The sequence below is a fragment of the Saprospiraceae bacterium genome (genome assembly GCA_026129545.1).
Classification (GTDB): Bacteria; Bacteroidota; Bacteroidia; order Chitinophagales; family Saprospiraceae; genus M3007.
In genome coordinates this window covers 2,349,823-2,376,628 of record JAHCHX010000001.1, presented here as the reverse complement: position 1 = coordinate 2,376,628, position 26,806 = coordinate 2,349,823, and the positions used below count along the sequence as shown (strand labels likewise).

Sequence of the window (26,806 nt, the reverse complement as noted above, 5' to 3'; positions counted from 1 at the left end):
TGTGTCATCCTAACGGAGACAATAAGAAAACACAGAGACACGAAGAAGGACGCAAAGTTTCCACCCTCTACCTAAAAAACACGCACCTCCATGCCAGCCTTCCACACTTTCCCGGGTGCCAGCGCGACCAACCCTTCTCCGTTGTTGAAGGCATCCACGTTGCAGCTCATTGGTTCGAGGGCGATGCTTTCGCGGTGTGGCGGCGTGAACACCTGAAAGAAGGGAAAGTGGCGGGCATTGGCGCTCACGCTGACGCGGCGCCCGTCGCCTTCAAGCGACATTTTGTATTTGCCAGCCATTTTTTTGCTTGCAAAGCAATTGTCGAGAAAAGTGTCACCCACCTGTTTTTTACGCTGAAAGGCAGTGTATTCGGAGCGCGCCCCGGTGGGAATCATGCGCTCGTTGATGCTGACCATCTCGCAAGGGGGCAGCTGCATCAAATGCTCGTCGGCTCGGTCGCTCAGCCGAAAATAAGGATGCCAGCCAAAACCTACGGGGATGGGTTCGTGGTGCGTATTGTGGCAGGTGGCCTCCAGCGCAAAAATGCCCTCGTCGCCGAGCATAAATTCCACCGTCAGCACAAAGGGAAAGGGATAATAGGGTCTTTGCCCCAGATAAGCATAGCTGCACTGCACGAATGCGCAGTCTTTCGCCAACACCACATAGTCCAGCTCGAAAGCCTCCTCGCGCACAAAGCCGTGAATCGCGTTCTCCGTGGCAGCATTGTTGAGCGGGAACTCATATTTTTTGCCAAGCCATTCGTAGCGCCCACGGTCGAGCCGATTGGGGAATGGGAAAAGCAACACACTTTTGCCCCACTTGGCGGCTTCGAGTTCTTCGGGGCTGCGGTAGCCGTCGAGGATGCTTTTTCCCGAAAAAACGATGTCGAGCACATTGGCCCCGCGTGCAGGCACCACGCTGAATGAATTGCCAGTTGAAGGGTTGCGCAGGGTGTAGCGCGTGTAAGGGCCGAAAGCGGATTTGTCAAGTTCGTACATGAGAAAGATAAGGTTTTTGGTTTGGGAGGGGCTGCCTGCCCGGACGAACATTCGGACGGACATTTTTTTTGGTGGGCAAATGTGAAAAAACAAAAATTACTTTACGGCAAAATTTCACCGCAGCATGAAAGCGACCATTATCGGTGGCGGCATCATTGGTTTGAGCGCCGCCTATTTTATGAATCGAGATGGCTGGGATGTCACTGTGCTCGAAAAAGGCGACCTGACTGACAACTGCTCCTTTGGCAACATGGGCTATCTGTCGCCTTCTCATTTTGTGCCGCTTGCCGCGCCGGGCATCATCGGGCAAGGCATCCTCTGGATGTTCCGGCCAAAAAGCCCCTTCTATGTGCGCCCATCCTTGCGGCGCGACTTGTTGGATTGGGGATTTAAATTCATGCGCGCCAGCAACCAGCGACACGTCGAGCGCAGCGCCCGCCCGCTCGCGGATTTGCTCCTGTTGTCCAAACAATTGACCGCCGAGTGGCAATCAGGCGGCCTTATGCAATTTGAATACACGGAGCATGGCTGCCTCATGTATTACCAAACCGCCCAAGTCGAAAAGGAAGAATTGGAAAACGCCCGCGCCGCCGCTGGCATGGGGCTTAAGGTCGAAATCCTCGACCGCGGACAAGTGCAGGCGCTTGAGCCTGCGCTCCGCCCCGAAGTGCGCGGCGGTGTCTGGTTCAAGGACGACGCACACCTGCATCCCAATGCTTTGATGCGACAACTGCCCGCTCTGCTCGAACAACGCGGCGTGAAAATCGTCCGAAACGCCGAAGTCGTGGGCTTCCAAAAGCAAAACGGGAAAATTGCGGCCGCCATCTACCGCCGTGCCAACGAACAACCCCGTCTGAACGGGCATTCATCCGAGCAGGTAACATCCGATAGTGACCTCGTCGTGCTCGCGGCAGGCGCTTGGTCGCCACAAATCGCCAAACTCGCTGGCGAGTACATCCCTCTCATGCCCGGCAAAGGCTATTCGATGACTGTGGACACGCCCCGCCAATTGCTCCGATACCCCTGCATTCTGCTTGAAGCCAAAGTCGCGCTCACCCCTTGGGCCACCCGCCTGCGCATCGGCAGCACCATGGAAATCGGCCCCATCAACGACCGTATCCTTTTCCCCCGGGTGCAGGGTATTCTGGAAGCTGTGCCAAAATTCCTGCCCGGCTACTTGGACGACCCCGCCTTCCGCGAACTGGCCGATTTTGAGAAATTAAAAAGAAAAATGCGCGAAAAAGTCTGGTTCGGTTTCCGTCCCGTTTCGGCAGATGGCTTGCCCTACATCGGTTTTGCAAAAAAAACATCCAACTTGCTCATCGCCACTGGCCATGCCATGATAGGGTTGAGCATGGGCGCTGGCACCGGGAAATTGGTAGCCGAAATGGCCGATGGGAAGCCGACAAGTGTGGATGCCTCTGCTTTTGACCCTCGGCGCTACTGACCCTCACTCGCCCAAACCCCCATCTCACTCACCAAAAACACGCATCCACTCACCTATGCTTGAAGTGTGAGGTGCCTGCCCCCCACTTTCGTGTCATCAGTTCAACAAATATGAAAGACATGAAAGCACATCATTTGTTTCTTGCCTTGGGCCTTGCCACAGCCTTGGCCGCCTGTGAAAAAGAACAGCCCTTGCTGCCATTTGCCGTGAGCGACGATTTTGCCCCACCGCCCGCCGAGCGTTGCGGGTGCCTGCCGCCCCTCACACTCAAAGTGCGCAGCCTCGCCAGCACCACCGCCGAAATTGCTTGGAACACCATGCCCGAAGCCATTCAATACCGGGTGGAATGGAGCGGCGACCATGCCATAGCGCCTACCATGGCGACGACTGAAGACAACCAGACCACCCTCACGGGCTTGGTACCCGGCGCTTCCTATCGGTTTCGTGTCACCAGCATTTGCGGGAGCGTGGAGAGTGAAGCCTCGGCATCCTTATTCTTTGAGACATCCAAGTACGGCATTGGACCAGTCAGAGAACACACCGTGCGGGCACACTCGACGCCCGTAGTGGAGTAGAGCTATTGCATAGGTGCGGCATGACCGTTTCGAGCACAATGGTACATTACGCAATGAGGGGTTGATTTGATTTCAACCCCTCATTTGCATATACTACACTTCGCCCCTCCAAGTTCTGGGCATGGCTTCAATCGCAATCTGCTTAAAATCATCGGTGTTAATCACGGCTAGCTAACAAATCCTAGCAAATCAAGGCATAAAATTCCCATGAGCGGTTGTCCCACACCCATGCGCTTGCCCATACCTTTACGCCGTCATTGTCTCATATTGTGCAAATAGCCATCATCGGCGGCGGCGCAGCAGGTTTTTTTGCTGCCATCACTTGTGCGGAACTCAATCCGGCCTGCCGCATTACCATTTTTGAGCGCGGAAAAAGCGTGCTGGAAAAAGTGCGCGTGAGTGGCGGGGGGCGCTGCAACGTCACCCATGCTTGCTTCGATGCTCGTGAATTAGTCAAATACTACCCGCGAGGCGGTCGGGAGCTGTTGGGGCCTTTCATGCAGTTTGGCCCAGAACAGACGGTGGAATGGTTCGCCCAGCGCGGCGTACCGCTCAAGACCGAGGCCGATGGCCGGATGTTTCCCGTCACCGATGATTCACTTACCATTGTGCATTGCCTCCAACGCGCTGCCCACCAAGCAGGTGTGCAGGTGCACACAAGCGCCCGAGTGGAGCGATTTGCCCCCATGCCCGACGGTTCATGGCAAGTGTGGGTGGCAGGGCAGCAACGACCACTTGTTTTTGAAAAAATCATGGTAACCACTGGCAGCAATGTTGCCGCGTGGGAAACCCTGCGCTCGCTTGGCCACGACATCGTGGAGCCAGTGCCTTCCCTATTCACCTTCAACACAAAGGACACCCGACTGCGCGACCTATCGGGCGTGTCCGTGCCGAACGCTACACTATCCATTCCGGGCACCAAACTTTCGGCTGACGGGCCGCTGCTCGTGACGCATTGGGGGCTGAGCGGGCCGGGCATCTTGCGCCTTTCGGCTTGGGGCGCTCGTGACTTGCACCGTGTCGCCTATCGTTTCCCGTTGCAAGTCAATTTTTTGGGAAACATGAATGCCGAAGGAGCCGCCGAAGCATTGAAAGAAGTGAAAGCGGAGCAAGGGAAAAAACTTGTGGCTGCACACACGCAATTCGGGTTGCCGCTCCGCTTGTGGCAAAATCTGACAGTCGGGGCATCCATCCCCGAAGCACAGCGTTGGGCCGACATGGACAAAAAAAAATTGGCAGCATTGGTCGGCCAGCTGACTGCTGCCGTTTTCCCCGTCGCGGGCAAAAGCACGTTTAAAGAAGAGTTCGTGACGGCGGGCGGGGTTTCGCTCAAAGAATTGAATTTCAGAACATTTGAGAGCAAAATATGCCCCGGCCTTTTCCTCGCGGGCGAGGTGCTCGATATTGATGCCATCACGGGTGGCTTCAATTTTCAAGCCGCTTGGACGGGGGGCTGGCTAGCTGGCCGGGCCATAGCATCGCTCAATGTTTCCGCTCTCCTCTGAAATTTTTCTCACCCGCGTCCACCATTATGTCGAGGTGGTTCTCTTTGGGCGGGATGGGGCAGTTGAACCCGTCGCTGTAGGCGCACCACGGATTGTAGCATTTGTTGAAATCAATGCTCATCGTGTTGTCAGTGCCGATGTCACCAGTTTTGAGGTCAAGATAGCGCCCGCCGCCATAAGTGGAATCGCCGTTGCTGTGGTCCTTGAAAGGTAGGAACAAGTAGTCGAAGTATTTTTGGGAGTTGAGCAATCTCAGATTCTGATAGACGCGGAGGGTGTGTTTTTTTCCATCTTTTTCAAAAGTAAAAATCCCGTATTGCTGGTAGCGTGCGCTTCGGCCACTGTAAGTGGGCATATCGAAGGGTTCTGTGTCGAAGGTGCGCTCAAAGGTCGCGTTCACACGCCACGAAGCATCCGGCGCAAAAAAGTCGAGGAAGGCCGTGTCGTCTTCCATCAATGGGGAGCGACTTTCGGTAAGAAAATGTTCCTTGTACGCTTGGCGGTGGTGCGCCATTTGCGCCGTGTAGGTCGAGTCGGTGGTTTGTGCGCCGAGTGTTTGCGCCATGAAGAGCAGTAAGAGCGAGGGCAGGTGTTTCATCTTATGAACTTTTATGCCCGCAAAAATCTGAATTATACCCAGACAAAAAAGGGTTTGAACCAGCCTATTGGCAAGGCAAGGGCACTCTTGTTTGATTTGTATGATTTTCAAAGAGTCGCAAGCGTCTTTCGCTCAAAACCACCTTGCCAGAGCCTGTATTCAGGGGCTTGCACGGCCAAGTGAAGCGGACGGGGCTGATTTGCGTTGACTTAAGCGGCATGGCGCACCTGCCGCCGCTTGCTCGCCAATCGGTGCCGGAAAATCTTGCAACGCCGCCGTTGGTAGATTTTGCGCCAGAAATGGCAGGGCGGGGGGAGATTTGTAACTGTTCAGGCAAGGGCAGCGCCCCGAAACACATTCCGAGACGCTGCCCTTGTCTGAATAATCACACAAGCTTTATTTGCAAGCCCTTGTATTTCGGCAGGTTAATCAGCAACACACCAGCGAGAATCACCGCCAAGGCCAACAATTGCCTGCCAGAAAAAGGCTCGTTGGCATACATCCAGCCGAGCATGACAGCCACCACGGGATTCACATAGGCATAGGTGCCTACCTGCACCACGGGTCGGACGCTCAACAACCACACATAGGAGAGATAGCCCAACAAAGACCCAAAGGTGATGAGATACGTCAAGCCCAACCACGACTCCAAACTGACCGCCGATAGGGAGAACTCGCCCGCCTCCCCCAACAGCCCGCCCACCATCAGACTGAAAACGCCCGCCGCAAGCATTTGCACACCCGCGTTCATCATGGACGACTGCGTGTTGGTGTTGTATTTCAGATAGAGCGAGCCGCCCGCCCACGAGATGCAACCCGCCAGCAAGACCAACATGGCGAAAATTGTTTTTCCTGAAAAACTACCGGAGTCAGCAGCAAATAGCGTCAAAACACCCACAAAACCGATGACTATGCCGCCCAGCACTACTTTCTGCGAAAAATTGTACGCCCATTGGCGATAGTCGAGCAACACGAACCAAAAGGGCATGCTCGCCACCACAATGGCTGCCAGCCCAGAGGCAATGTGCTGTTCCACCCACACGACCGCGCCAGTGCCGCCAAAAAGCATCAGCACGCCTGCAAAGGCATTTTGAAACGTAGGGCGAAGGGAGAGTTTTTCTCCTCGCCCCAAACGCCACGCCAGCAGAACGGCACCAGCAATGGAAAAGCGAATGCCAGACATGAGAAAGGGGGGCATGGTCTTCAGGCCGAACAAAATGGCGAGATAGGTGCTGCCCCAGATAAGATAGATGGCGGCGAATGCCGCCACGACAAGGCCCGCGGAGGGCTGCGTTTTTGTGTTCATAGGAAAAGTGTTTTTGTGTTCACGACTTCATTGTTTTATCCTTTGCGTTGCCAAACTATCAGCATGACCGAAGTGGGAATCTATTCAAAATCAGGGTTGCATTTCATTGGCTCGCTCCATGACGACGGCTTCGTCTTTGTCGGGCGTGTGGCGGACAAGATGCCACCGGTCGTCGTTCAGGCGCGTCCAAGTCATGGGCAAAAGATTGGGTTTCACGGGGTCGAGTCGCACGTCTTTTTCTCCAATCCAAGTAACGACCCATTGGCGGTTCGCGCCGTAATAGTAGCGCCCGTCGTTCCAAGTCAGATAGAAGTTATCGGCTCCGCCGGTTTTGCTCGACAACATGATTTCCAGCGAGTTGCCACCGTGAAACAAGAAGGTTTGGTTGTTTGCCGAGCTTTTCCACGCTCCGGCCAACCACCTCATTTTTTGAACGTCGGAGGGCTGGTAGCGAACCTCCGACACGGGTTTTTCCGGGAGGGTTTCATCTGATGGGGGAGGGGTGTTTTGGCAGGCAAATAGAGCAAGCAGAAAGAGTAAAGCAAAAAAAGAGCGATACATGGCAGGGATTGTTTTTGTTCGAGTTCATAGCAAAAGTGGTTTTGGATGGAGTCTGTCGGTTGGTGGGTCAGGATTCAAATCTCAAAAACTTGGTCAAAAGTTCCCTCAACGCCCGTAGCCCTGAGTGGGATAGGCGATGTTGAAAATTTGGTCGAGGTGGTGGTTGAGATGCCGCACATAGTCCTCCGCCACAAAGCGCAGCGTGGCCGGTTCTTCCCACACATCCAATTCGTTTTCAAGGAACTCGGGTTGCAAAGTGGCGATAAGACCCGCCAAATGCACATTGTAGTAGTACCACAACGACAGCAGCGAATGCCAGTCCGCCGACTGATACTGTTGCAAGCCGACCCAATGGTCTTGCGCGTAGCGGTAGGGTTGCAAGTCCGTAGCCCCCAACTGTGCCCGCACGAAACGCTGGTGGTTGTTCGCCGCCGAGTCCACCAAATGGCCGATGATTTCCTTGACCGACCATTTTTCCGGGCGCAGTTTGATGGAAGCCACCTTCCCGCTCAGGGCTTCGAGGCGCGGGCGGGCGGCTTCGACGGACTCGCGCAGCATCTGCGCAATATCCCTCATGTTGGAGTTAGGGGGCTTCTCTGGTTCGGGTAGCCGCGCTTTGAGTCTCGCCTGCAACAGCCCGATTTGCCCGATGTGATAGGCGTCATGCTGGATGATGCCCTCTAAAAGATGACGGAAAGGGTGTTTGTCGTCAAATTTCCGTTCGAGCAATTCGTCCGACTCGGCAGACAGGAGTTCGAGCAGTTCGCGGTGGTTGTCGGCGAGTTCGGCCAATAGATTTTCCCAGCCTTTTTCCTGCAACGTTTGTTGCGCAGGCCAATCCTCCACTGAATTCAGTTTGATTTTAAATTCGGCATGGCCTTTCAATTTCTCCACCAGCATTCGCCGCCAAATCAGAATGTGTGCCGTAAGTTGCGCCACCGAATGAGCACCCGGCACGGGCGTTGCGAAGGCCTCTTTTGGCCTAATCTGTTCCAGTTTATGAAGCAACGAATCGCCGTACCATGGGTGCCCATCGTAGTTTTTTTCCAGTTGGCGGATGTATTGAGCCAATTCTGTTTTCATTTCACGCATAATTTTTACTGTCAAAGCAAATTTAGGCCGTAAAATTGCAAGGGGTTTTACCAATAAAACAAGGTTTGACCGTAAAATTTTTTTATGAACAGCCCGATAGAAGAAATCACGCTCGACGGCGGATGGCTTTGCCTTGATTTCGCGAACACCGTCTCGACGCGCAAACCCGCCAAAGGCGAGGAATATCTCAACACCTGGGACGACTTCGCTCGGTGGGTGCGGCGGCTGGGCGTGTTGCCGGAAAAGGAATACGAGGCGTGGGAAAAAATGCCGCCCGGCGACATGGACGAGGTGCGGGCGCTGCGCGAGGCGATTTACAATTTCTTTGACTATTACGCTAAAAACGGGAAAGTACACCCCGCCCACTTGGAAACACTCAATGGTTTCCTCCATGAGGTGTATATGTACACTTGCATCAAAATGACCGACAGCGGCCTCCAACGCGGCATTTTCAAAAAAACCTACATGGAAAAACCGCTCTGGATTATCGCCTTGTCGGCTGAGTCATTGCTGCTGAGCGCTCGCCTTCCACGGGTGAAAGCCTGTGACAATTGCGGCTGGCTTTTTCTCGACACTTCCAAAAACGGCGCACGGCGTTGGTGCAACATGTCCACCTGTGGCAGCCAAACGAAGGCCAAGGCTTGGTATCACAGGAAGAAAGAGCTGGAGAGCGGGAAGGGGGATAGAGGATTGTATGATTGACGAATGCGCGATTGACGATTTCGGCACTTATTGACATCCCCGCCCACAGCAGCACCTTACTTCAGTCGCGCCCGGCACATCAACAAATCGTGCAACCGTCAATCCCCCTCTTCACCGCACCACCGCCTCGCCAATGGCCGTTCGGATGTGCAGAAAATAGATGCCCAGCACATAGCGCGACACGTCGAGCTCCGTGCCGACGCGCTCGGGCGCGAGCGCGAGGTCTTCCACCTAGCGGCCCATGGCATCGAACACCCGCAGCGAGCCGCCCTCGCAGTCGGGCAGCTCGCTGCGGGCGAGGTGCTGCGCCGGGTTGGGGTAGACGCGGATGCGGCCGGCGCATTGGGGCGGCGGCGGGCCGTTGATGCCGAGCGTGTCGCAGGGGCTGTCGTGCGCGTCGAACAGGCGAAAATGGGGGAAGTTGGGGAGGGTATAGGCGTTGCTGGGAGGCAATTGAAAATGTTGTTCCAAATCGCAATCCATTCCGCTCTTGTCAGGCTGATGGATAATGTGCCAGTAAGGGATTCCGTCTGTACAGGACATGTATACTTCTCGCCGTTAAGTTTTTGCCATGCACAAAACCTAACGGCGAGAAGTATAAAACCATTAACCGGACACGGCATCAGAGCGATGATTTCGGCAGAATCCTCTTTCTCACCGCACTATCAGTTTTTCCCGCTCTGGCCCCGTCGAAATCATTTTGATGGGCACCCCTAGGTAACGCTCCAAATCATTCAGGTAGGCGCGAGTTTCGGCTGGCAAGCTTTCAAAAGTAGCAGCCGACTCCAGCGTGGCATTCCAGCCCTTGTAAGTTTTGAACAAGGGTTCGACGGCGGTCTGGCAAAGGTCGAAGGGCAAGTTCTGTTGCTCTTTTCCGGCATAGCGGTAGTGAGTGGCGGCCTTTATTTCGGAAAATATATTGAGCACATCAATCTTCGTCATGCACAGTTCCGTCGCGCCGTTGAGCAAGATAGTGTAGCGCAGCTGTGGCAGGTCAATCCAGCCACAACGCCGCGCCCGACCCGTGGTGGAGCCAAATTCCTGACCTTCCTGCCGCAGCATCTCGCCAATCTCATTGTCCTGTTCGGTCGGGAACGGGCCGCCGCCCACGCGGGTGCAGTACGCTTTGGTGATGCCAATGACCCGGCCAATGTGCTGCGGCGCAACACCCAGCCCCGTGCAAACCCCAGCCGTAATCGTATTGCTGGAAGTGACAAAAGGGTAGGTGCCATAGTCAATATCGAGCATGGAGCCTTGCGCTCCTTCGGCCAGTATTTTTTTTCCGGCAGCGAGCGCCTCGTTGATGTAGTATTCGCCATCCACGAAGGGCAAAGCGCGAAGCGTGTCGAGGCTTTCAAACCATGCCTCCTCTTCCTTTTCCAAATCAAATGGCACTTCGGGGTAAATTTTCAATAGTTCCAAGTGTTTGGTTTTCAGCATTTCATAATGCTCTCGAAAATTAGGGGACTCAATATCGCCTGCCCGTAGGCCGTTGCGCCCGGTTTTGTCCATGTAGGTAGGGCCGATGCCTTTGAGGGTGGAGCCTATTTTTGCAACGCCTTTGTGCGCCTCGCTGGCCGCGTCGAGCCAGCGATGGGTGGGTAATATGAGATGCGCCTTGCGTGCGATGAGCAACCGGCTATGGAACCGAACGTTGCTCTGCTCCAACGAGCGCAACTCGCGCTGAAACACCAATGGGTCAAGCACTACGCCATTGCCGATGAGATTCACCAAATCTGCTCTAAATATGCCGGAAGGGACAGTGTGCAGCACATACTTGTTGCCACCGAATTTGAGGGTGTGGCCAGCATTGGGCCCTCCCTGAAAACGCGCCACGATGTCGTAATCGTTGGCGAGAAAATCCACTATTTTGCCTTTGCCTTCGTCGCCCCACTGAAGGCCCAAGATGACATCTATCTTCATTGATAAAAAAGAAATTCCGGCTTCCGCACACACGGGCACCGGAGATGAAAAAGCGAGGCAAAAGTAGGAAAGAAATCAGCCCTCGAATGCACAAAATATGCGCAACCAAAAAAGGATGTAAAAACGCAGGCAGAGGGTAGAAGGATTATTCCCTCTCCATTGAAACAGCGTGCGACCCAAAAGCAAGTGTCTCTATCCTCCACCCTCTACTGTCTACCCTCTACCCTAAATTTTTACAAAAGGATTTTAAACTAAGTACCCGGACAGATTTATTTCACACAACGACACGGCGACACTACGATTTTATTTTTCTGATAATCAATTCTTTGTGCCGTTGTGTCGTCGTGTGAAATGCTTGAATAATTTTGTCTCGGTACTTAATGCCGTGTCCGGTCAATGCCCTTTGGGTTAGTGGGCATTCGCCCGGCACAACTTTGCGTAAGGCGCATAGAGGCATTCGGAAAGTGATGCGGCTGCCTTACCTTTGCCCCATGATTCGGTTCGCACTTTGTTTGGCGTGTTGCCTTGCCCTCGTCGGCTGGTCGAAGGGGCAGGATTCGGCCAACCCGTTTGAACTGAAGCAACGCCTTGCCTTGCTGGCACCCTCATCTCCGCTCGACGCCAATCCTTTCAACGTGAAGCCACACCGGGTGCCGGGCGCGGCGCTTGCGCTGGCTGAGAACACCACCAAGCCTTTCCGCCCTTCCTCCTTTTTGCCTCGGCGCGGCAACACGCTGTCAGAACAAGCCTTGTTTTGGATATTGGTTGGGATATTCGCGTATCTTACATTCAGCGTGGCTGCCAATCGGAAAGTGGTGGGGCGAGCGTGGAGGGGCTTTGTGAACGACAATGGCTTGGCGGTGGCACAAAGAGAAGCCTCGGGTTTTGTCGGCCTTGCGCCCTATTTCCTGCTCTACGGCAATTTCCTCCTCAACGCAGGGATGTTCATGTTCCTGCTCGCGCGCATCTTTCGTCGGGAATCGTACAACAACTCGTTGTTCCTCGTGGTGTGCATATTGGCGGCAAGCGCCATCTTTCTTTCCAAACATTTTTTTTTGAATGTCGCTCGCTGGTTGTTTCCCGTGGAGAAAGAAATAGACCGTTACAATTTTCTCGTCATTATTTTCAACTGCGTGTTGGGGCTGTTTTTGGTGCCCTTCAATTTTTTGCTGGCCTTCTCCTCGAAAAGCAGGCTATTCGAAGGCTATTCGGAAGAATATCAGCAGTTTTTGCCGCTTTGGATATTGAGTTTGGTGGGTATTTTTTACCTCTACAGAGGTTTGCGGTCGCTTGCCATCGGCTCTAAAATTTTGGCTGACAACAAATTCCACTTTTTGTTGTACCTTTGTGCCGTCGAATTCGCGCCGCTCTTGCTCTTGGTAAAACTGGCGCTCATTCAGGCAAAATAGAGGTTCTGGGGTTTCAACTCGTTTTTTCAACGCGCTCAAACCTTGTAACCGCAAAGCATCGAACCCTTGCAGTCTCTTTTTCACCTGACAAATTTCACATAAACACACTCCCGAATGTCTGCAACCGCTGCACCTGTTCAAGGAGAGACCTTCAAAAAAGTCCACAACATCCTTATCTCCCAACCCAAACCTGCCCAAAGCGCTGTTTACGACGAGTTGTCCAAGCGGTTTGGCGTGCGAATTGATTTTGTGCCCTTTGTGACCGTAGAGGGTCTCACCGAAAAAGAATACCGGAAAAATCGCGTCTATCCGAACGACTACACCGCCATCGTTTTCACCAGCAAGAACGCAGTGGACCATTTCTTTCGCCTTTGCGGCGAGCTGCGCATCAAGATGTCGGAAGAGACCAAGTATTTCTGCGCCACCGAGACCATCGCCAACTACTTGCAAAAGTTCATCATGTTCCGCAAGCGGAAGGTCTTCAACGGCGTGAAATCCATCACCGAACTGAAAGCCTACATCCTGCGCAACAAAGACGAAAAATTCTTCTTGCCCTGTAGCGACCAAGGCAACCCGGAGGTGATGCGCTATTTCAAGGACCTAAAGGTGCCCATCCAAGAGGCTATCATGTATCGCACGGCCAACACGGATTTGAGCGACCTGAAAGACATCAAGTACGACATCATAGCGTTCTTTTCGGCGCTGGAAATCAAGTCCTTGTTCGAGCAATTTCCTGACTTCAAGCAAGAAGACCGCCGCATCTGCGTGTTTGGCCAAGCAGCCTTGAAAGCAGTGAGCGACCGCGGTATGACGGTCAATATCCAAGCAGGCACACCAGAAGCACCGTCCATTTCGGTGGCTTTGGAGAACTATTTAAAAGTGTCCAACAAAGCCTGATAGGTTTTTTTGGGACATTGAAGATTGAAATTTGTCGGGGCGACTTTTGCAAAAGTCGCCCCGATACTTTTTGTGGGCATATCCATGATAGATAATGTTCCAACCGTCTTTTTACGCGAATTAGGGCTTGAAGCAAGGTGTTGAAAATGCGCGCTGTTCAGGCGGTTATTCCAAATCACCGCCTGAACAATGGATTGAATGTCAAACGCCAAAAACTTTACCTTGATTCGTTAGGATTTGTCGGATGACCATGATTGATGTCCTTGATTTTGAGCAGATTGCGCTTTTAGCCCTGCCCAAAACCTAACGACGCGAAGTATAGCAACTCTTACTTCGCGTCGTTTTTCAAAAACCAATTTTCCAAGCACGCTTTTTGTGTGCTGTAATTGGTTGTTAAAGAACACGTTTCTACCTTTGTTTCTCCGAACAATCCCAAAACTGCGACCGAACCATGCCTACTGATTCATCCGCCTCCTCTGGGAGTACTGCCGCGTTGACCGACACCGTATATCAAAATATCGCCCGCAACATCAGCGAAGGCTCCTGTGTGTTGTTTCTCGGCCCAGCCGCCATCACCGCCCGGCAGCCCGATGGAACTTATCGCCCGCTTACCGAATTGTGCGCCAACCAATTGGCCAAAGGGCTGGGGCTGAGCAAAGAAGAAGAAGACTCGCTCTACCACGTTGCCAGCTACCTGCGTGTGCGGGCGCAACGCTCCGACACGATGCTGATTTCGGAGGTGCAGGATTTTTACAACAAGGCCGAACGCGAGGCGCAGTTGCACCCGCAATTGGAGCAGCTCGCCGACCTGCCTTTCAGAATCGTCGTCAATACCACCCCCGACGATTTTTTTGCCCGCTTCTACGCCACGGCCGTGCGCGATTACCGCTTCGACTTCTACAATTTCAGAAAGCCCTCCTCCGACCCGCTCTACTCTTTTGGCGACGACGCGGCCCCACTGATTTACAACCTTTTCGGCTTTTTCAAGCGGTCAGAATCGCTCGTGCTTACCTACAACGACCAACTGGCTTATGTGAACAAAATCACGGGCGCGCAACACGAACGCCTACCCGACAGTCTTCTGGCGGCGTTCACCGTGCCCCGCTTCTACCTCTTTCTCGGCTTCGACTTTGAGGACTGGAGCCTGCGCGTCTTGCTGGACGCACTGTTCAAAAATGCCCGCAACAGCATCCAGCCATTTGCATACCCGCTCAAAGGAAAGCGCGAGACAGGCCCTTACGCAAGGGTCTTTTTCCAAAGCGAATTCCGCATGGAGTTCCCAAAAGTGGATATGGAAACCTTTATCGGGAACTTGCTGGAACACATCGGCAAACTCGAAGGACAGGCCTCCAGCGACAGCGCCACACCCTTGGCAGATGCCCTTGTGCTGCACAATGAAGCCAGCGACGACGATGGGTGTCAGGCGCTTTTGAGCCACCTGAAGCCCCTGCGTATGCGCACCCTCACGCTGCGCGACGCGGTGGGGCAAGGCGACGTGCAGGCATGGATACGCAAAACCCTCGACTCGGTGCAAGTAGTGCTGCCCTTAGTGAGCGCCGATTTTTTTGACGCATCCAACCCCGCCTTGCCCCTGCTCGAAGAAATCGTGCAGCGCAACGACCCGCGCAATCGCTTCCTCGTGATGCCGATTCTGCTTAAAAGCTGCGCAATGGATGCCACGCCGCTCGGCAGGCTGCGCACCACCCGGCCCCCAAAAAATGAGCCTGTCTATGGCAACGGCCAAGAAAACAGGCACTTTGCAGACATAGCAGACAAGCTAAAAACCTACATCGAAAATCTCACTTGAAATATACCCCTTGAAAACCCTCTCTGACGCAAAGCACAACGCGACACCAGCATGACACCCTACGCCGCCAACCTGCAGCGCCGTTATCCGGGTTTGAAGCCCTTCGACCGCACACAGAGCGCCGTGTTTTACGGACGCCGGGAGGATGTCGTGCGCCTGAGCAACCTCATTTTGCAGCAGCGGTTGGTCGTGTTGTTCTCAAAATCAGGCATCGGGAAAACATCCATATTGCAAGCCGGGGCAGCACCCATGCTGGAGCAACACGGGTTTGCCCCGCTTTTTGTCCGGCTCGACAAGACAGAAGCGCCATTGGTGGACACGGTGAGCGAAATGATGAGCCAAAATGATTTCGTCGGCGGGCGAAACACCAAAGGAGAAGAACCCGGGAAACGCCAAACACTCTGGGAACTCGCCAAACGACTTGAATTTGACTTGGAGGGCCTGCCTGCCACGCCGGTGCTGGTGTTCGACCAATTCGAAGAGGTTTTCACGCTCGGACATTCTGAAAACAGCCGCCGCCGATTTTTGGCCGAACTGGCTGACTTGGCCAACGGCGCGATGCCCAATGCGATTCGAGCCAGCCTGCTTGAGCGATTCCAGCGCGGCGACGCTTCGCTGACTGCTGACATCATGCGCTGGTGGGAGAGCCAACCCGATTTGCGCGTCGTCATCAGCATTCGCTCCGACTTTCTGCATCTCCTCGACGAAATCAGCCCGCTCATTCCCGGCATCCTTCACAATCGCTACCAACTCCAGCCGCTCAATCGCAAACAGGCTGAGGAAGCCATCGCGCTGCCAGCCGACGCACCCGGTGGCCCCTATGCCAGCCAGCGCTTTCGATACCACCCCGATGCAATGACCCAAATCATTGACTTCTTGGCTGGCCGGGAAAGACAGGAGGTGCAACAAGTGGCCGATGACTTGCCTATGCTGAAGCGCGAGGATGAAATCGAGTCGTTCAACTTGCAGATTCTCTGTCAGTATGTGGAGGAAAAAATCATTGAGGAAATCAAGCCGGAAGGCTTCGAGGTCACCACTGATTTTTATGGAGCAAAGAAGGGGCTGGAAAACGAAATCCGCTTTTTTTACAAAAAACAATTGCAAACGCTGCCCGACGTCTTCACCCGAAGGACGGGCAAAACGCTCGAAGCTCCCGCGACCATGGTGGCGACGGTGCAACGATTGATTGAGGAAAGTCTCGTGACGCCCAACGACCGCCGGTGCAGCATGGTGGACGATTATTTGATAGCCGCTTATCCCGGCGTGACGCAGGAATTCCTTGATGTGCTGGTGGATAGCCGCCTCCTGCGCAAGGAAAATCGCCTCAACGATTTTTACTACGAAATCAGCCACGACACCCTTTTGCCTGCTATCGTAGAGTCGCGCAATGCCCGTCGGGGCGAGGAAAAGGCCGAACGAGAACGCCTGGAATACGAGCAGAAATTGGCCGAGGAAGCCCAGCGCCGCAAGGCGGTAGAAGCAGAGCTGGCAGCCATTCGCAAGCAGCGCCGCATGGCTCGGTTGGTGGCCATCACCTCGCTCTTGTCGCTGGCAGTCATGGTGGGTTTTGGGATTTGGTTCGTGCGAGACTACATCAACTCTGCCAAAGACCAATTGCACAATGCCGAGCGAAGTATGCAGGACGAGCTTTTTGGCGCAGCCATTCCCGGCTACGAGGAATTGCTGAAACATCCGCGCCGCTGCTGGGTGTTGCGACACTCCAAGCCATCGAAAGAAGTGAAAGATGAGCTTGCCATCGCTCAGCAATTCAACCACTTATACCGATTGGTGGAGGACAGCCTGCTGGTGGGCGATGGTTTTTTCTTCCGCGACGACTACGCCGCTTCGCTCGATGCTTATCATCACGCAAAAAAATTGCAGGAGCGATACGAGGCACTCAACCTCAAGCTTTCCATACAGACCGACACGGGGCGGGTGTGGCGCGTGGACTCCCTGCGCGTGGCCGCCAAATTCAGCACCCTCGACTATCGCATCGAAAATGCCCGCAAGGCGCTCATTCGAGAGTTCAAAATCCGTCAGCGAGACTTTGAGGTGTTTAGCGAGGCAAGGGTGTGGGGACAAGCTATGCGCAATTTGGAGCGAATGAGACAACTCTTGCCCAACGACGACGTAGACAGGGCTATCCTTCAGCAAGAACTCAACCTCGGCGACGAAGACCCACGCCGTTATGTGGAGCGAGAAATGGAGCGATGCGGCAGGGAGCTGGCACGGATTTGACCAAACATTATTCCTCCGGTGTTTCAATATGCAAAACCCCCGTATCTCCGATGCGCCGAATCTTCAGGTTTCTTTCAATTTTATCGGCATCTTTTGTCTCCACGACGAGCAAAGTCACATCCCATTGCCAAGTATTTTCGTCGGTGTCTGCCCTTTCGCGTTTGGCGGACTTTATCTTTATCAAATCGTGGCTCACCACCTGCCGGCCCGTACTTGAGGAGGTTTCAATTCTGATTACATTGTTATCGGGATTGAACGTGGCCCGGCGTTGGTTCCCATCGTTGTCCGTCATGGTAGTGCCAGCGGCGACATTCAACAGCGAAGCGACAAAATTGCTTTGAAACGTCTTGCATAAGCCACAATTGGGCAATGGCGGTTTAAAGTCATTGACATAGCGAGGGCTGTAAGTCATGTAGGTCGCCACTTTTCGCTCGTCAAACATTCTGCTCAGACTATTGTATTCGGACGTGTCGGCACAGTTGCAGTCGTAGGTAAACACCTCCTTTTTGTTATAGAGTTTTTCAAAAAAAACAGAGGTCAGTTTGAAATAAGAGAAAAGATTGCAATCCAGAAAAATGAAATCGAGGTCTTTGAGAAAATTGGTGTCGGGTTGAGGTCTGAACCGGAAATCGCTTATCATGTTGTAAGACAAGTCCAATGACCTCAATTTCTTGTGAATGTATGGTATTTGGGTCAGTTGGTTTCGTGCCAACGACAAGGCAATTAAATTTTCAAAATTTTCTAAGGACGACAATTCGGTTTCATCGTTCAATTGACAATCTTCTATAGCCAGCCAGTTTAGTCTGGGGTATGCAGTGTTCAATTGTTGCAACAAACTATCGCATTTGTCTTGAAAATTTTTCACCCTGACAAAGCGCAGCTCTCGCAAGTCTTTCATAAGGTCTCCTTTAAGCGACCATTTGGCGACGCTACCAAAGTCGGCATCCACAAATGAAAGAGAGATGATTTCGTCGTGAAACTTTTTGCGTAGTTTGTTATCGGCACCCAGCTTTTCCAGCTGGTCATTGATGCCTTGCAGATGAAGATTGGGGCAATGGACAAACACTATTTCAAATAGACGCTTGAATTGACCCAGCTCTGGAGGCAGTTGTTCCCAGTTGGCATTACAGAGAGTGATGCGTTTCACCTTGTGATGATAGTTGCGCCAAGTGCATGATTTGAATTTTTGAGGGTTTTTGCACTTGGTGTCGCCCACGAGGCGGCTTTGCAGAAACATTCGCAAAGTGTCAATGATTCTTTGGTCACCTTCCGTGCTATTGTCGCCTTTCACAATGATTTGTTCGACGGCGCTTTTATTCATGCAGCACATTTCCCGAGCTATCTCGTGATAGTGGAAAGAAGGCGCTCCATTGTGCTGACCAGCCATTGGAGTGTATAGAAAGGGCGAAAGGAGAAGGAAGAAAAATAGATTTTTCATAGTTGGTGTTGAAGTTTTCAAAAACCTGTGATGGTGGGATGTTTTAATTGTTGGTTCAGGGATATTGTCAGTTGCAAAACTCCACTACCAACCTTGTAAATCCTGTCAAAAAACCGATACAACCTGTTTATGGTTGGGGGAATGATTTTCACATTCTATCAAAACCACCGAAAATAAGGATAAATCAGCTGTCCATCCAATTCATAGTAGAATTTTGGCTTCTTGTGATACAAGGTCTGGCTCTCCCACGGGAACAGGGGGGAGCTCGTGCCGTTCACGAAGTTGCCCCAAATGCCCCTCGCCCATTTTGCAGGCAAGTGGCGATAGCCTTGATGGGCAAATCGCTGCATATCCCGGCCCCATTTCAAGTCGTCCTTTCCCATTTGAAGCCGCAGGTTGTAGAAGCCCGACTCCACTTTGGCTTGTATGCCGTAATATCCGTGAAAGCTATTCTCCAGCCCAAGCACATCGTAAGTGCCCACCCTTGCTTGGTTGGAGCTCGAGCGTTTGTGGGTGCGGCGGTCAGTCACCATGCGCAAGGCGACGCTCATTTCCAGTTTTTGCAAGCTTTCGGGCAGGTAGTCGAAAGTCTCGTTAGCATCGCGGCTCTTGCGTTCTAAGGGGCGCCAATAGCCAGCGATATGGGCCGAATTGGTTTCGCCATGGTCGTGGCTGAGCAAGAAATTGCGAAGCCCCCCGACGATGAAAGCATCATTTCCCCAATTCAGATTGATGCCCCATCGGTCGTCGAGCGAAGAGACGCTGAGCGTGAAATACCCAATCGTATTGCTCAACTTGCGGTAATAGTAGGAGTGATAGCGCGACAGCACATCGTAGCGCAGGCGCAATTTCGAGCGCATCCTGAAGCGGTCGTTCAGCCCCCCCGTTTCCATGTCGGTCAATCTGCCCGGACGGTATAGGCCAAAGTCAATGGATGCTCCTACGTTCGTCAGATACGTCCACGATAGGTTTTTGAATTGAAGTTGGCTGTTTCGCCGTGAAAAAGCCGTGTTGTAAAGCCTAAAATCCTTGGTGGTCTGCAACTTGAGATGCAGGTTGAAACGGTGCTGGTTGATGCGTATTTGCTCGCGCAGGTCGGTAGGAGGATGGACGTAATGAACCACCAAGCAAGATGCGCACACATCTGTCTCCGTGAAAAAATAGAGGTGCCGATTGTGGTTGCCCAACTGGTAGCCCACCCCAATCCGGCCATTCAGCCAAGCCGCGCTTCGATAGTCCCACCACTGGAACTGTCGAGCGTCGTATTGTTGGGCCAAACCAAAAAAGGGAAACGAAACAATGGCTAAAAGGGAAAGTGTCAGATAGTTTTTCATGGAGAATGGTTTTTTGAGAAATTTTCATTTTCTCCACAAATGTATGGTGGATTACAAAATTGGAAAAATTTTTTTTGACGAACTCCTTCCCATGAAGTGGATGAAAGAAAAGACCTATGCCCCCAACCGACTGACGGGTTCAATCGGAAATGTTCCTGACAGTCAGCCAGTCGTTATGCAAGGCTCAACGTGGTTCGCGGGATTGAGGCTATCTTTTTCAAACTCCTGTAAACCATGTCAACCCTGTCAAAAACATACCTTGACTCGCTAGGATTTGTCAGTTCGCGATGATTGATGCCCCTGATTTTGAGCAGATCGCGACCATGCCCGAAACTTGTCGGCGCGAGGTATATAGTCCTGCCAAAAAAACTATCAGCCCGACGGGCGCGAGCCAAGAAAAATCTCCCTCAAAACCCAAACCTTTGCAGGTGCGGCTGCAATCTTCTTGACCTGACCAGCCAACACCCTACCTTCACCTCATGTCCACTACCTACACCAATGCCCGCATTTTCACCGGCACTCATCTCTTCGAACGAGGCTACATCGTGGTCGAACAAGGTCGCATCGTTGAGGTCGGCGAAGGCTCCCCTTCCTCGAAAGGCATCGAATGGATGGATTTGCAAGGGCGCTTCATCGCTCCAGCCTTCATTGATTTGCAGGTGTATGGGGGCAACGGCAAACTTTTCAACAATGAACCGACGCGGGAGGCCATCGAGCAGACCTACCTGAGCGCCCATGCTGGTGGGGCCGCCTATTTTCAAATCACCCTTTCTTGTTCGCCGTGGCACACGATGTGGCAAGCCATAGATGCTTGTCGCGATTACTGGGCAGCAGGAGGGCAGGGCCTGCTCGGCCTCCATTTGGAAGGGCCTTTTTTCAACGCCGAAAAACGCGGCGCCCACCCGCTCCAGCATATTCGCAAACCTCGCCCGACAGAAGTGGCCGAGCTCATAGCTCGCGGTCGGGGCGTGGTGCGCTACATGACACTCGCGCCGGAGGTCATGGACGATGCCTCGCTTGCGCTGCTTTTGCAGAGCGACATCTTGCTCTCCGCCGGACATAGCAACGCCACTTGCCGAGAGGCCATGCGGGGTTTTGAAAAAGGCATTGGCAGAGTGACACACCTGTTCAACGCCATGAGCGCCTTCCAAAGCCGCGAGCCTGGCCTTGTCGGTGCCACTTTCCTCCAAAAACCTTGGACAAGCATCATCGCGGATGGCATCCATTGCGACTTCAACAGCCTGAAAATCAGCAAATCGCTGCTCGGCGAAAAGCTGTTCCTGATTTCGGACGCAGTGACGGAAAGCCATCAGGGCGACTACCGATTCCAGTACGCTGGCGACCGCTTCGTGAATGAAGCGGGGGTGTTGGCTGGCTCCGCGCTCACCATGTGGCAAGCCGTGAAAAATGTGGTGCAACACGCCGATGTCGCACTGGATGAGGCGCTGCGCATGGCCAGCACCTACCCTGCCCAAGCCATTGGGCAGGGACATCGTTTGGGGAAAATAGCACCCGGATACGAAGCACGTTTTGTGGTGTTCGACGAGGAGTTGGAGCTGCGCGTGGTGGGGTAAAGGAGGTTTGGGTGCGTTTCAAATTCAGTCCCCCAGCAACATCGTCCACCTTACATTTCCACACAAAAGGCACTGAATTTGCAAATCGGTTCGCAAATTTCCTTTCCCTACTTTTGCCTTCCCTTATTCACAACCAGTACAAAATGAAATGGCGGCTTGGCTGTCGCGGTCAGCGCCCTATTTTTGCGCACTCAAACAACGAACAACCCCGTCCATACGGCTTGGCCGGGCGGGCAACAACAAGCAACAAAAATGTCTGACATCGTCTTCTCCCTTATCCAAAAAGAACTCGACCGCCAGCGTCGCGGCGTGGAGCTCATCGCTTCCGAGAATTTTACCAGCCAAGCTGTGCTCGACGCGATGGGCACCTGCCTCACCAACAAATACGCCGAGGGCTATCCCGGCCGCCGCTACTACGGCGGCTGCGAAGTAGTGGACGAAGTGGAACAACTCGCCATTGACCGCATCAAAGAACTCTTCGGCGCGGCATGGGCCAATGTGCAGCCGCACTCTGGCGCGCAGGCCAACGCAGCGGTGTTCCTCGCCTGCCTCCAGCCCGGCGACAAAATTCTCGGCTTCAATCTCGCACACGGCGGCCACCTGTCGCACGGCTCGCCGGTGAACTATTCAGGCAAGGTCTATCATCCTTCTTTTTACGGCGTGGAAGAAGACACCGGCCGCATTGATATGGACAAGGTGGAGGCCATCGCCCGCGCCGAAAAACCCAAACTCATCATTTGCGGTGCCTCGGCATACTCCCGCGATTGGGACTACGCCCGCTTCCGACGCATCGCCGACACGGTTGGCGCCTTGCTCTTGGCCGACATCGCACACCCCGCCGGCCTCATCGCGGCCAAACTGCTCAACGACCCGATGCCTCATTGCCACATCGTCACCAGCACCACGCACAAGACCCTGCGCGGCCCACGCGGCGGCATCATCCTGATGGGCAAGGATTTCGACAACCCCTGGGGCCGCACCACCAAGAAGGGCCTGCCTATCCAGATGTCGAGTATCCTCGATAGCGGCGTTTTCCCCGGTATGCAGGGCGGGCCGCTCGAACACGTCATCGCGGCCAAGGCCGTCGCTTTTGGCGAAGCCTTGCAGCCAACATTCAAAGCCTACGGCCAGCAAGTCGTCAGGAATGCGCAGGCAATGGCAAAAGAGTTCGTGTCGCGTGGCTACCGCATCATCTCGGGCGGCACCGACAACCATCTGATGCTCATTGACTTGCGCTCGAAAAACGTGACCGGGAAAGTTGCCGAAAACGCCCTCGGCGAAGCCGACATCACCGTGAACAAAAACATGATTCCGTTCGACCCGCAGCCACCGATGACGACCTCTGGCATTCGCGTCGGCACGGCAGCCGTCACTTCGCGTGGCTTCAAAGAGGCCGACTGTGTGCAGGTGGTGGAGTGGATTGACGAGATTCTGAAACACCCCGAGGATTCGGCGCATCACGCCAAAATACGCGCTGCCGTGAACGCTCACATGAAGAAGTTTCCGCTGTATGAGTAAGTTGGCAATGATTCGATTGAAAATGGCTGACCGTAAGGAATTGCGGTGACAGCTGCCCCCGCCTACGGCGAGGCAGAATATCGGCATCAGTTTCGGTGGCAACAAGTTTCTACTCACACGACAAGCCCCAACGTGGCTAAATTTACAGGCCGGCTGTTTCTACCGACCTCTCTTGGTGAAGAGGATGTCTGAGAGGTGATAGTTGTTGACAGGATTGATAAGATTTACACGATTAGCGCCTTTATTTTTGGAAAAACCTGTAAATCTTGTCAATCCTGTCGAACTTTGAACTCGTGAGACAACCTGTTCGCCGTCTCTCAAAAAGGAAAAAACACCGGAATAAGGATGCTGGCCAAAATCCAGAACAGGATGTTGAGCGGAGCGCCGATTCTGAAAAAATCCTTGAACGAGTAGTTGCCTGCCGCATACACCATAGTGTTGGTCTGATAACCGACAGGGGTCATGAAACTCGCCGACGCGGCAAAGGTGATGGCCATCAAAAAAGGTTTGGGCGATACGCCCATGGATTGCGCCAAGGCAATCACGATGGGTGCCAACAGCACCACGGTTGCGTTGTTCGACATGGCTTCCGTCAGCAAGGTGGTGACGAGGTAAACCAAACTCAACACGACGATTGGCCCATGCTCGCCACCGAGATGGTGAATCTGGTCGGCCAGCATTCTGGCGGTACCCGTTTTTTCCAATGCCGCGCCCAAACTCAACGACCCGGCCAGCAGGATAATCACTTTCCAGCTGATGCTCTTATAGACCTCCTCCGGCGTCACCACATTCGACAACACCAATAATATGCAACCTGCAATGGCCGCCGTGACAATGGGCAACACGTTGAACGAGGCCAACACGATGACCGAGATGACAATGCCCGCCGCGATAAGCGCCTTTTTTCTGGAAAAATCAGAATGGTCGGTGTGATTGATGATGAAAAGGTCGGGAAAGTTCTTGTGCAGCGTCTCCGATTTGTCTTTCTCAGATGCCAGCAGCAAACAATCGCCCGACGTGAGCCTCCAGTTGCCGATGAGTTTGTTTTGGAGGCCCTTTCTGCCGCGTACTCCCAGAAATACGGCCCCGAACCGCTCCTCAAAATCAATTTCGTCGAGCCGCACCCCGGCCAAGTCGGAATTGGGCAACACCACCACCTCATGCAGCACCAGCTCGCTGCCGGGGTTGACGGACATCTCCTTGTTGAGCAAGGGCTGCACCAACACCCGGTTGCGTTTCTGCAACTTCCTGATTTTGTCCACGTTGCCTTTCACCTTGAGCGTGTCGCCCTCCGCCAGCACAAAATCTTCGGGAGGGGAAAAGAAACGCTCGCTGCCGCGTTTCACCTGAATGATTTCCACTCCCAACTCTGTGATTAAGGGCGATTTCCTGATGGTTTTCCCCACTGATGGCGCCCCGCTTTGCAAAACCACATTGGTGATGTATTCGCCCAAATGATACTTGTCCTCGAAAGTAGCCTCCCTGATGTGTTTGGGCAACAATCTCAACCCAATCAACAACAGATATACAAAGCCCGCAACGAGGAACACCGTCCCCATTTTTGTCATTTCAAACATCGTGAAGGCGCCCAAGCCTACGGATTCGGCGTAGTCGCTCACCAGCAAGTTGGTAGAAGTGCCTATGAGAGTGCACACGCCGCCAAACATGGAGGCGAATGACAGCGGAATGAGCAACTTTTCCGGGCTGATTTTGATGGCACGCGCGCAACTCAACACGACCGGAATGAAAAGCGCCACCACGGGGGTGTTGTTGATGAACGCCGAGAGGAAAGAGACGAAAATGAGCATGAACACAATGCCCAACCAGAAACTACGGCGAAACAGTTTTTCCAAAAATGCCGTGAGCGGGTTGAGCGCCCCGCTTTTCTCGATGCCCGCACTCAACACAAACATGGCGGCCACCGTCGCTACCGCTACATTGCTGAAACCCGATATGCCCTCTTGTGGGGTCAGAATACCCGTCAGCACCAGACAGCCGATGACAATGACAGCCGTCAAGTCAATGGCCACCGCCTCCGTGGCGAACAGGATAATTGCACCCAGCAGGATGCCAATTGTGATAATAACGTCGGCATTCATGGAGAAAAACAATGGCCTTTAAAGGCCGTACTTGTCCAGCAAATATACCAAGGCCGCCATGCTTGCTGCACCGAGTTCAAGTTCGCGTTTGTTCACTTTGTCGAACGTGTCGTCAGCCGTGTGGTGCAAGTCAAAATAACGCTGCGAATCGGGTTGGTAGCCGCTCAATAATCCCTTCATGCTTTTGAGCGGACTGATGTCGGCCCCTGAGCCGCCCTTTGTAAATTTCAACCCGTAAGGTTCCAGCAAATTCTGGTATGTCGATATTTTTTCAAAAAATTTTCCAAAAACACTCTCGTCACCCTCAAACGAAAAACCACGAGGCGTGAAGCCTCCTGCGTCGCTCTCAATGGCCGCCAAATGAAACTCGCCCTTGCGTGCTGCCTCCTCTGCGTATTTTTTCCCGCCGCGCAGCCCGTTTTCCTCGTTCATAAACAACACGCAGCGAATCGTGTGGCGCGGGCGGTAGCCGAGCTGTTTGAGGATGCGCAGCACATCCATGCTTTGGGTGCAACCCGCGCCGTCGTCGTGCGCGCCATGTCCTGCGTCCCAACTGTCCAGATGGCCACCCACCACGATGATGTCGTTGGGGCGTTCCGTGCCGCGTATCTCGCCGATGACGTTGTGCGAAAGCACTTCGGGCAGCATCTTGCAATTCATTTTCATGGACACGAGCGCCTTGCCCTCTTCTTTCAATACTTGGCTCAATTTTTCGGCAGCTAATGTGCTTATCGCCACCGCAGGGAGCAGGGCGTGGGTAGAGTCGTAGAGGAGCGTCCCAGTATGCGGAAAGTCGTCGAGGCGCAAACTCATGGAGCGCACCAGCACACCCACGGCTCCGTATTTGGCTGCCCGCGACGCACCATGCACCCTTTGGTCCACCGCGCCCCCGTAAGCTTCGAAGGTGCGAATTTTGGTGGCATCCATCGGGCGGTTGTAAAAAACGATTTTGCCGCGGATGGCTCGTTCGCCGAGATCGTCCAGTTCCTCCCAAGTCTTTACTTCCACCACCTCGGCGCTGATGCCTTGGGCAGGGGTACCGACCGAGCCGCCGAGCGCGAGGGCGCTAATGGTAAATGTGCCGTACTTCTTGGAGCCCACAACGCGCACCTGTTCGGCTTCTCCACGCACCCAGTGCGGCACCATCACCGGTTGGAGCCATACCGAATCGAGACCCAAAGTGTCAAGCATGGAGCGCGTCCATTGCACCGCTTGCGTTGCCCCGACGCTGCCGCTGAGCCGGTGGCCGATGTTCAGGCAGAGGTGTTCGAGCCAGGGATAACAACGTCCGTCGGTCAGGGCTTGGTCGTAAATTTTACGGATGAAAACGGCATCTGCCCCATTTTGGGTGGCTTGGGCGCTCAATTTTACATGAAGTGTAAAAACGACAATAAGGGTGCAAGCGCAAATTTGAGTGAAAAAGTGATTTGGCCGAAAATTTTTCATTTTTGAAAGCAAATAAAATTATGTTTTAAATGCGGGTTTGCATTTCCCGTGCTTTAAAATTTGTTTTGTAAAGTTTTCATTTTTGCAGAATTGCCTGTTCCCATATTTTCATAGAGGCAAGGTGTGTCAGCGGGTCCTCGAAATTGGAGGCAAAAAATTTTTCAAAAAAATTTCACTTTCTTCTTGTAGAATCTACACAAAGAGATTTACCTTTGTTGCAGAAAGCAAGATACGCTGAAGAATAATTTGGTTTTATTTGGTTAGGGCTGAGGTAGTGCTGTGGTGGCACTGCCTCATTTTTTTTTGCCGCGCAAACATCCGCATTTTTTTCAAAGGCAA

General features: G+C 53.3%; 21 protein-coding genes. 10 read left to right on the top strand and 11 right to left on the bottom strand.

Going from position 1 to position 26,806, the window contains the following annotated elements:
• Positions 1–71 precede the first annotated feature (71 nt).
• On the bottom strand, positions 72–1,061 hold the full coding sequence (locus tag KIS77_09005) for a hypothetical protein (protein ID MCW5922470.1): 990 nt from the start codon (positions 1,059–1,061) through the stop codon (positions 72–74).
• A 61-nt stretch (positions 1,062–1,122) separates the two neighbouring features.
• On the opposite strand from KIS77_09005, the gene KIS77_09000 reads away from it, so the two are divergent.
• The 3 genes from KIS77_09000 (at position 1,123) to KIS77_08990 (ending at position 4,525) form a co-directional block, all read left to right on the top strand.
• On the top strand, positions 1,123–2,445 hold the full coding sequence (locus KIS77_09000; protein ID MCW5922469.1) for an FAD-dependent oxidoreductase: 1,323 nt from the start codon (positions 1,123–1,125) through the stop codon (positions 2,443–2,445).
• A 119-nt stretch (positions 2,446–2,564) separates the two neighbouring features.
• Positions 2,565–3,020 carry a fibronectin type III domain-containing protein gene (locus KIS77_08995; GenBank protein ID MCW5922468.1) on the top strand — a complete coding sequence of 152 codons (456 nt, stop codon included), beginning with the start codon at positions 2,565–2,567 and terminating at the stop codon, positions 3,018–3,020.
• Between the two features lie 269 nt (positions 3,021–3,289).
• Positions 3,290–4,525: an NAD(P)/FAD-dependent oxidoreductase gene (locus tag KIS77_08990; protein MCW5922467.1), complete on the top strand. Its 1,236-nt coding sequence runs from the start codon at positions 3,290–3,292 to the stop codon at positions 4,523–4,525.
• Here the strand turns inward: KIS77_08990 and KIS77_08985 are convergent.
• The 4 genes from KIS77_08985 to KIS77_08970 all read right to left on the bottom strand — a co-directional run bounded on the left by KIS77_08985 (position 4,503) and on the right by KIS77_08970 (position 8,073).
• The gene (locus KIS77_08985) at positions 4,503–5,123 is read right to left on the bottom strand and encodes a DUF1684 domain-containing protein (protein ID MCW5922466.1); all 621 of its coding nucleotides are present in this window, start codon (positions 5,121–5,123) and stop codon (positions 4,503–4,505) included. The two genes, KIS77_08990 and KIS77_08985, sit on opposite strands and share 23 nt — an antisense overlap.
• A gap of 385 nt (positions 5,124–5,508) precedes the next feature.
• The gene (locus KIS77_08980; GenBank protein ID MCW5922465.1) at positions 5,509–6,429 is read right to left on the bottom strand and encodes an EamA family transporter; all 921 of its coding nucleotides are present in this window, start codon (positions 6,427–6,429) and stop codon (positions 5,509–5,511) included.
• A gap of 90 nt (positions 6,430–6,519) precedes the next feature.
• Positions 6,520–6,990 (bottom strand): hypothetical protein, encoded by a 471-nt coding sequence (locus KIS77_08975; protein MCW5922464.1) that lies wholly within the window; start codon positions 6,988–6,990, stop codon positions 6,520–6,522.
• A gap of 105 nt (positions 6,991–7,095) precedes the next feature.
• Positions 7,096–8,073, bottom strand: a complete 978-nt coding sequence (locus tag KIS77_08970) for a DinB family protein (GenBank protein MCW5922463.1) — start codon at positions 8,071–8,073, stop codon at positions 7,096–7,098.
• Positions 8,074–8,166: 93 nt separating this feature from the next.
• Between KIS77_08970 and KIS77_08965 the strand changes: the two genes are divergently transcribed.
• On the top strand, positions 8,167–8,784 hold the full coding sequence (locus KIS77_08965) for a CGNR zinc finger domain-containing protein (protein ID MCW5922462.1): 618 nt from the start codon (positions 8,167–8,169) through the stop codon (positions 8,782–8,784).
• A 231-nt stretch (positions 8,785–9,015) separates the two neighbouring features.
• Here the strand turns inward: KIS77_08965 and KIS77_08960 are convergent, their stop codons facing one another.
• Positions 9,016–9,327, bottom strand: coding sequence for a hypothetical protein (locus KIS77_08960; GenBank protein ID MCW5922461.1), 312 nt, complete (start codon positions 9,325–9,327; stop codon positions 9,016–9,018).
• A gap of 111 nt (positions 9,328–9,438) precedes the next feature.
• A complete protein-coding gene (locus tag KIS77_08955) occupies positions 9,439–10,707 on the bottom strand; it encodes an adenylosuccinate synthase (GenBank protein MCW5922460.1) in 1,269 nt (422 codons plus the stop codon).
• 434 nt (positions 10,708–11,141) lie between these two features.
• Between KIS77_08955 and KIS77_08950 the strand changes: the two genes are divergently transcribed.
• The 4 genes from KIS77_08950 (at position 11,142) to KIS77_08935 (ending at position 17,058) form a co-directional block, all read left to right on the top strand.
• Positions 11,142–12,116: a DUF4271 domain-containing protein gene (locus KIS77_08950; GenBank protein MCW5922459.1), complete on the top strand. Its 975-nt coding sequence runs from the start codon at positions 11,142–11,144 to the stop codon at positions 12,114–12,116.
• Positions 12,117–12,230: 114 nt separating this feature from the next.
• A complete protein-coding gene (locus KIS77_08945) occupies positions 12,231–13,013 on the top strand; it encodes a uroporphyrinogen-III synthase (protein ID MCW5922458.1) in 783 nt (260 codons plus the stop codon).
• 451 nt (positions 13,014–13,464) lie between these two features.
• The gene (locus KIS77_08940; GenBank protein MCW5922457.1) at positions 13,465–14,820 is read left to right on the top strand and encodes an SIR2 family protein; all 1,356 of its coding nucleotides are present in this window, start codon (positions 13,465–13,467) and stop codon (positions 14,818–14,820) included.
• A 51-nt stretch (positions 14,821–14,871) separates the two neighbouring features.
• The gene (locus KIS77_08935; protein MCW5922456.1) at positions 14,872–17,058 is read left to right on the top strand and encodes a hypothetical protein; all 2,187 of its coding nucleotides are present in this window, start codon (positions 14,872–14,874) and stop codon (positions 17,056–17,058) included.
• Positions 17,059–17,065: 7 nt separating this feature from the next.
• Here the strand turns inward: KIS77_08935 and KIS77_08930 are convergent, their stop codons facing one another.
• Both KIS77_08930 and KIS77_08925 read right to left on the bottom strand, forming a co-directional pair.
• A complete protein-coding gene (locus tag KIS77_08930) occupies positions 17,066–18,496 on the bottom strand; it encodes a hypothetical protein (protein ID MCW5922455.1) in 1,431 nt (476 codons plus the stop codon).
• A gap of 158 nt (positions 18,497–18,654) precedes the next feature.
• Complete coding sequence (locus tag KIS77_08925; protein MCW5922454.1) at positions 18,655–19,830, bottom strand: hypothetical protein; 1,176 nt, start codon at positions 19,828–19,830, stop codon at positions 18,655–18,657.
• A 479-nt stretch (positions 19,831–20,309) separates the two neighbouring features.
• Here KIS77_08925 and nagA point away from each other — a divergent pair, with 479 nt between their 5' ends.
• Together nagA and KIS77_08915 are read left to right on the top strand one after the other, a co-directional pair.
• Positions 20,310–21,404, top strand: a complete 1,095-nt coding sequence (gene nagA / locus KIS77_08920; GenBank protein MCW5922453.1) for an N-acetylglucosamine-6-phosphate deacetylase — start codon at positions 20,310–20,312, stop codon at positions 21,402–21,404.
• A gap of 252 nt (positions 21,405–21,656) precedes the next feature.
• Positions 21,657–22,922, top strand: coding sequence for a serine hydroxymethyltransferase (locus KIS77_08915; protein MCW5922452.1), 1,266 nt, complete (start codon positions 21,657–21,659; stop codon positions 22,920–22,922).
• Positions 22,923–23,239: 317 nt separating this feature from the next.
• On the opposite strand, the gene KIS77_08910 is transcribed toward KIS77_08915, so the two are convergent.
• Positions 23,240–25,021, bottom strand: a complete 1,782-nt coding sequence (locus tag KIS77_08910) for an anion permease (protein MCW5922451.1) — start codon at positions 25,019–25,021, stop codon at positions 23,240–23,242.
• 18 nt (positions 25,022–25,039) lie between these two features.
• The gene (locus KIS77_08905; GenBank protein MCW5922450.1) at positions 25,040–26,467 is read right to left on the bottom strand and encodes a M20/M25/M40 family metallo-hydrolase; all 1,428 of its coding nucleotides are present in this window, start codon (positions 26,465–26,467) and stop codon (positions 25,040–25,042) included.
• Positions 26,468–26,806 lie beyond the last annotated feature (339 nt).

What these genes read in the sequence shown, in the direction of transcription:
- KIS77_08960 (MCW5922461.1), bottom strand. Translation starts at nt 9,327, where the DNA reads ATGTCCTGTACAGACGGAATCCCTTACTGGCACATTATCCATCAGCCT.
- KIS77_09005 (MCW5922470.1), bottom strand. Translation starts at nt 1,061, where the DNA reads ATGTCCGTCCGAATGTTCGTCCGGGCAGGCAGCCCCTCCCAAACCAAA.
- KIS77_08935 (MCW5922456.1), top strand. Translation starts at nt 14,872, where the DNA reads ATGACACCCTACGCCGCCAACCTGCAGCGCCGTTATCCGGGTTTGAAG.
- KIS77_08915 (MCW5922452.1), top strand. Translation starts at nt 21,657, where the DNA reads ATGTCTGACATCGTCTTCTCCCTTATCCAAAAAGAACTCGACCGCCAG.
- KIS77_08980 (MCW5922465.1), bottom strand. Translation starts at nt 6,429, where the DNA reads ATGAACACAAAAACGCAGCCCTCCGCGGGCCTTGTCGTGGCGGCATTC.
- KIS77_08930 (MCW5922455.1), bottom strand. Translation starts at nt 18,496, where the DNA reads ATGAAAAATCTATTTTTCTTCCTTCTCCTTTCGCCCTTTCTATACACT.
- KIS77_08905 (MCW5922450.1), bottom strand. Translation starts at nt 26,467, where the DNA reads ATGAAAAATTTTCGGCCAAATCACTTTTTCACTCAAATTTGCGCTTGC.
- KIS77_09000 (MCW5922469.1), top strand. Translation starts at nt 1,123, where the DNA reads ATGAAAGCGACCATTATCGGTGGCGGCATCATTGGTTTGAGCGCCGCC.
- KIS77_08910 (MCW5922451.1), bottom strand. Translation starts at nt 25,021, where the DNA reads ATGAATGCCGACGTTATTATCACAATTGGCATCCTGCTGGGTGCAATT.
- KIS77_08965 (MCW5922462.1), top strand. Translation starts at nt 8,167, where the DNA reads ATGAACAGCCCGATAGAAGAAATCACGCTCGACGGCGGATGGCTTTGC.
- KIS77_08940 (MCW5922457.1), top strand. Translation starts at nt 13,465, where the DNA reads ATGCCTACTGATTCATCCGCCTCCTCTGGGAGTACTGCCGCGTTGACC.
- KIS77_08970 (MCW5922463.1), bottom strand. Translation starts at nt 8,073, where the DNA reads ATGAAAACAGAATTGGCTCAATACATCCGCCAACTGGAAAAAAACTAC.
- KIS77_08925 (MCW5922454.1), bottom strand. Translation starts at nt 19,830, where the DNA reads ATGAAAAACTATCTGACACTTTCCCTTTTAGCCATTGTTTCGTTTCCC.
- KIS77_08975 (MCW5922464.1), bottom strand. Translation starts at nt 6,990, where the DNA reads ATGTATCGCTCTTTTTTTGCTTTACTCTTTCTGCTTGCTCTATTTGCC.
- KIS77_08955 (MCW5922460.1), bottom strand. Translation starts at nt 10,707, where the DNA reads ATGAAGATAGATGTCATCTTGGGCCTTCAGTGGGGCGACGAAGGCAAA.
- KIS77_08945 (MCW5922458.1), top strand. Translation starts at nt 12,231, where the DNA reads ATGTCTGCAACCGCTGCACCTGTTCAAGGAGAGACCTTCAAAAAAGTC.
- KIS77_08995 (MCW5922468.1), top strand. Translation starts at nt 2,565, where the DNA reads ATGAAAGCACATCATTTGTTTCTTGCCTTGGGCCTTGCCACAGCCTTG.
- KIS77_08985 (MCW5922466.1), bottom strand. Translation starts at nt 5,123, where the DNA reads ATGAAACACCTGCCCTCGCTCTTACTGCTCTTCATGGCGCAAACACTC.
- nagA (MCW5922453.1), top strand. Translation starts at nt 20,310, where the DNA reads ATGTCCACTACCTACACCAATGCCCGCATTTTCACCGGCACTCATCTC.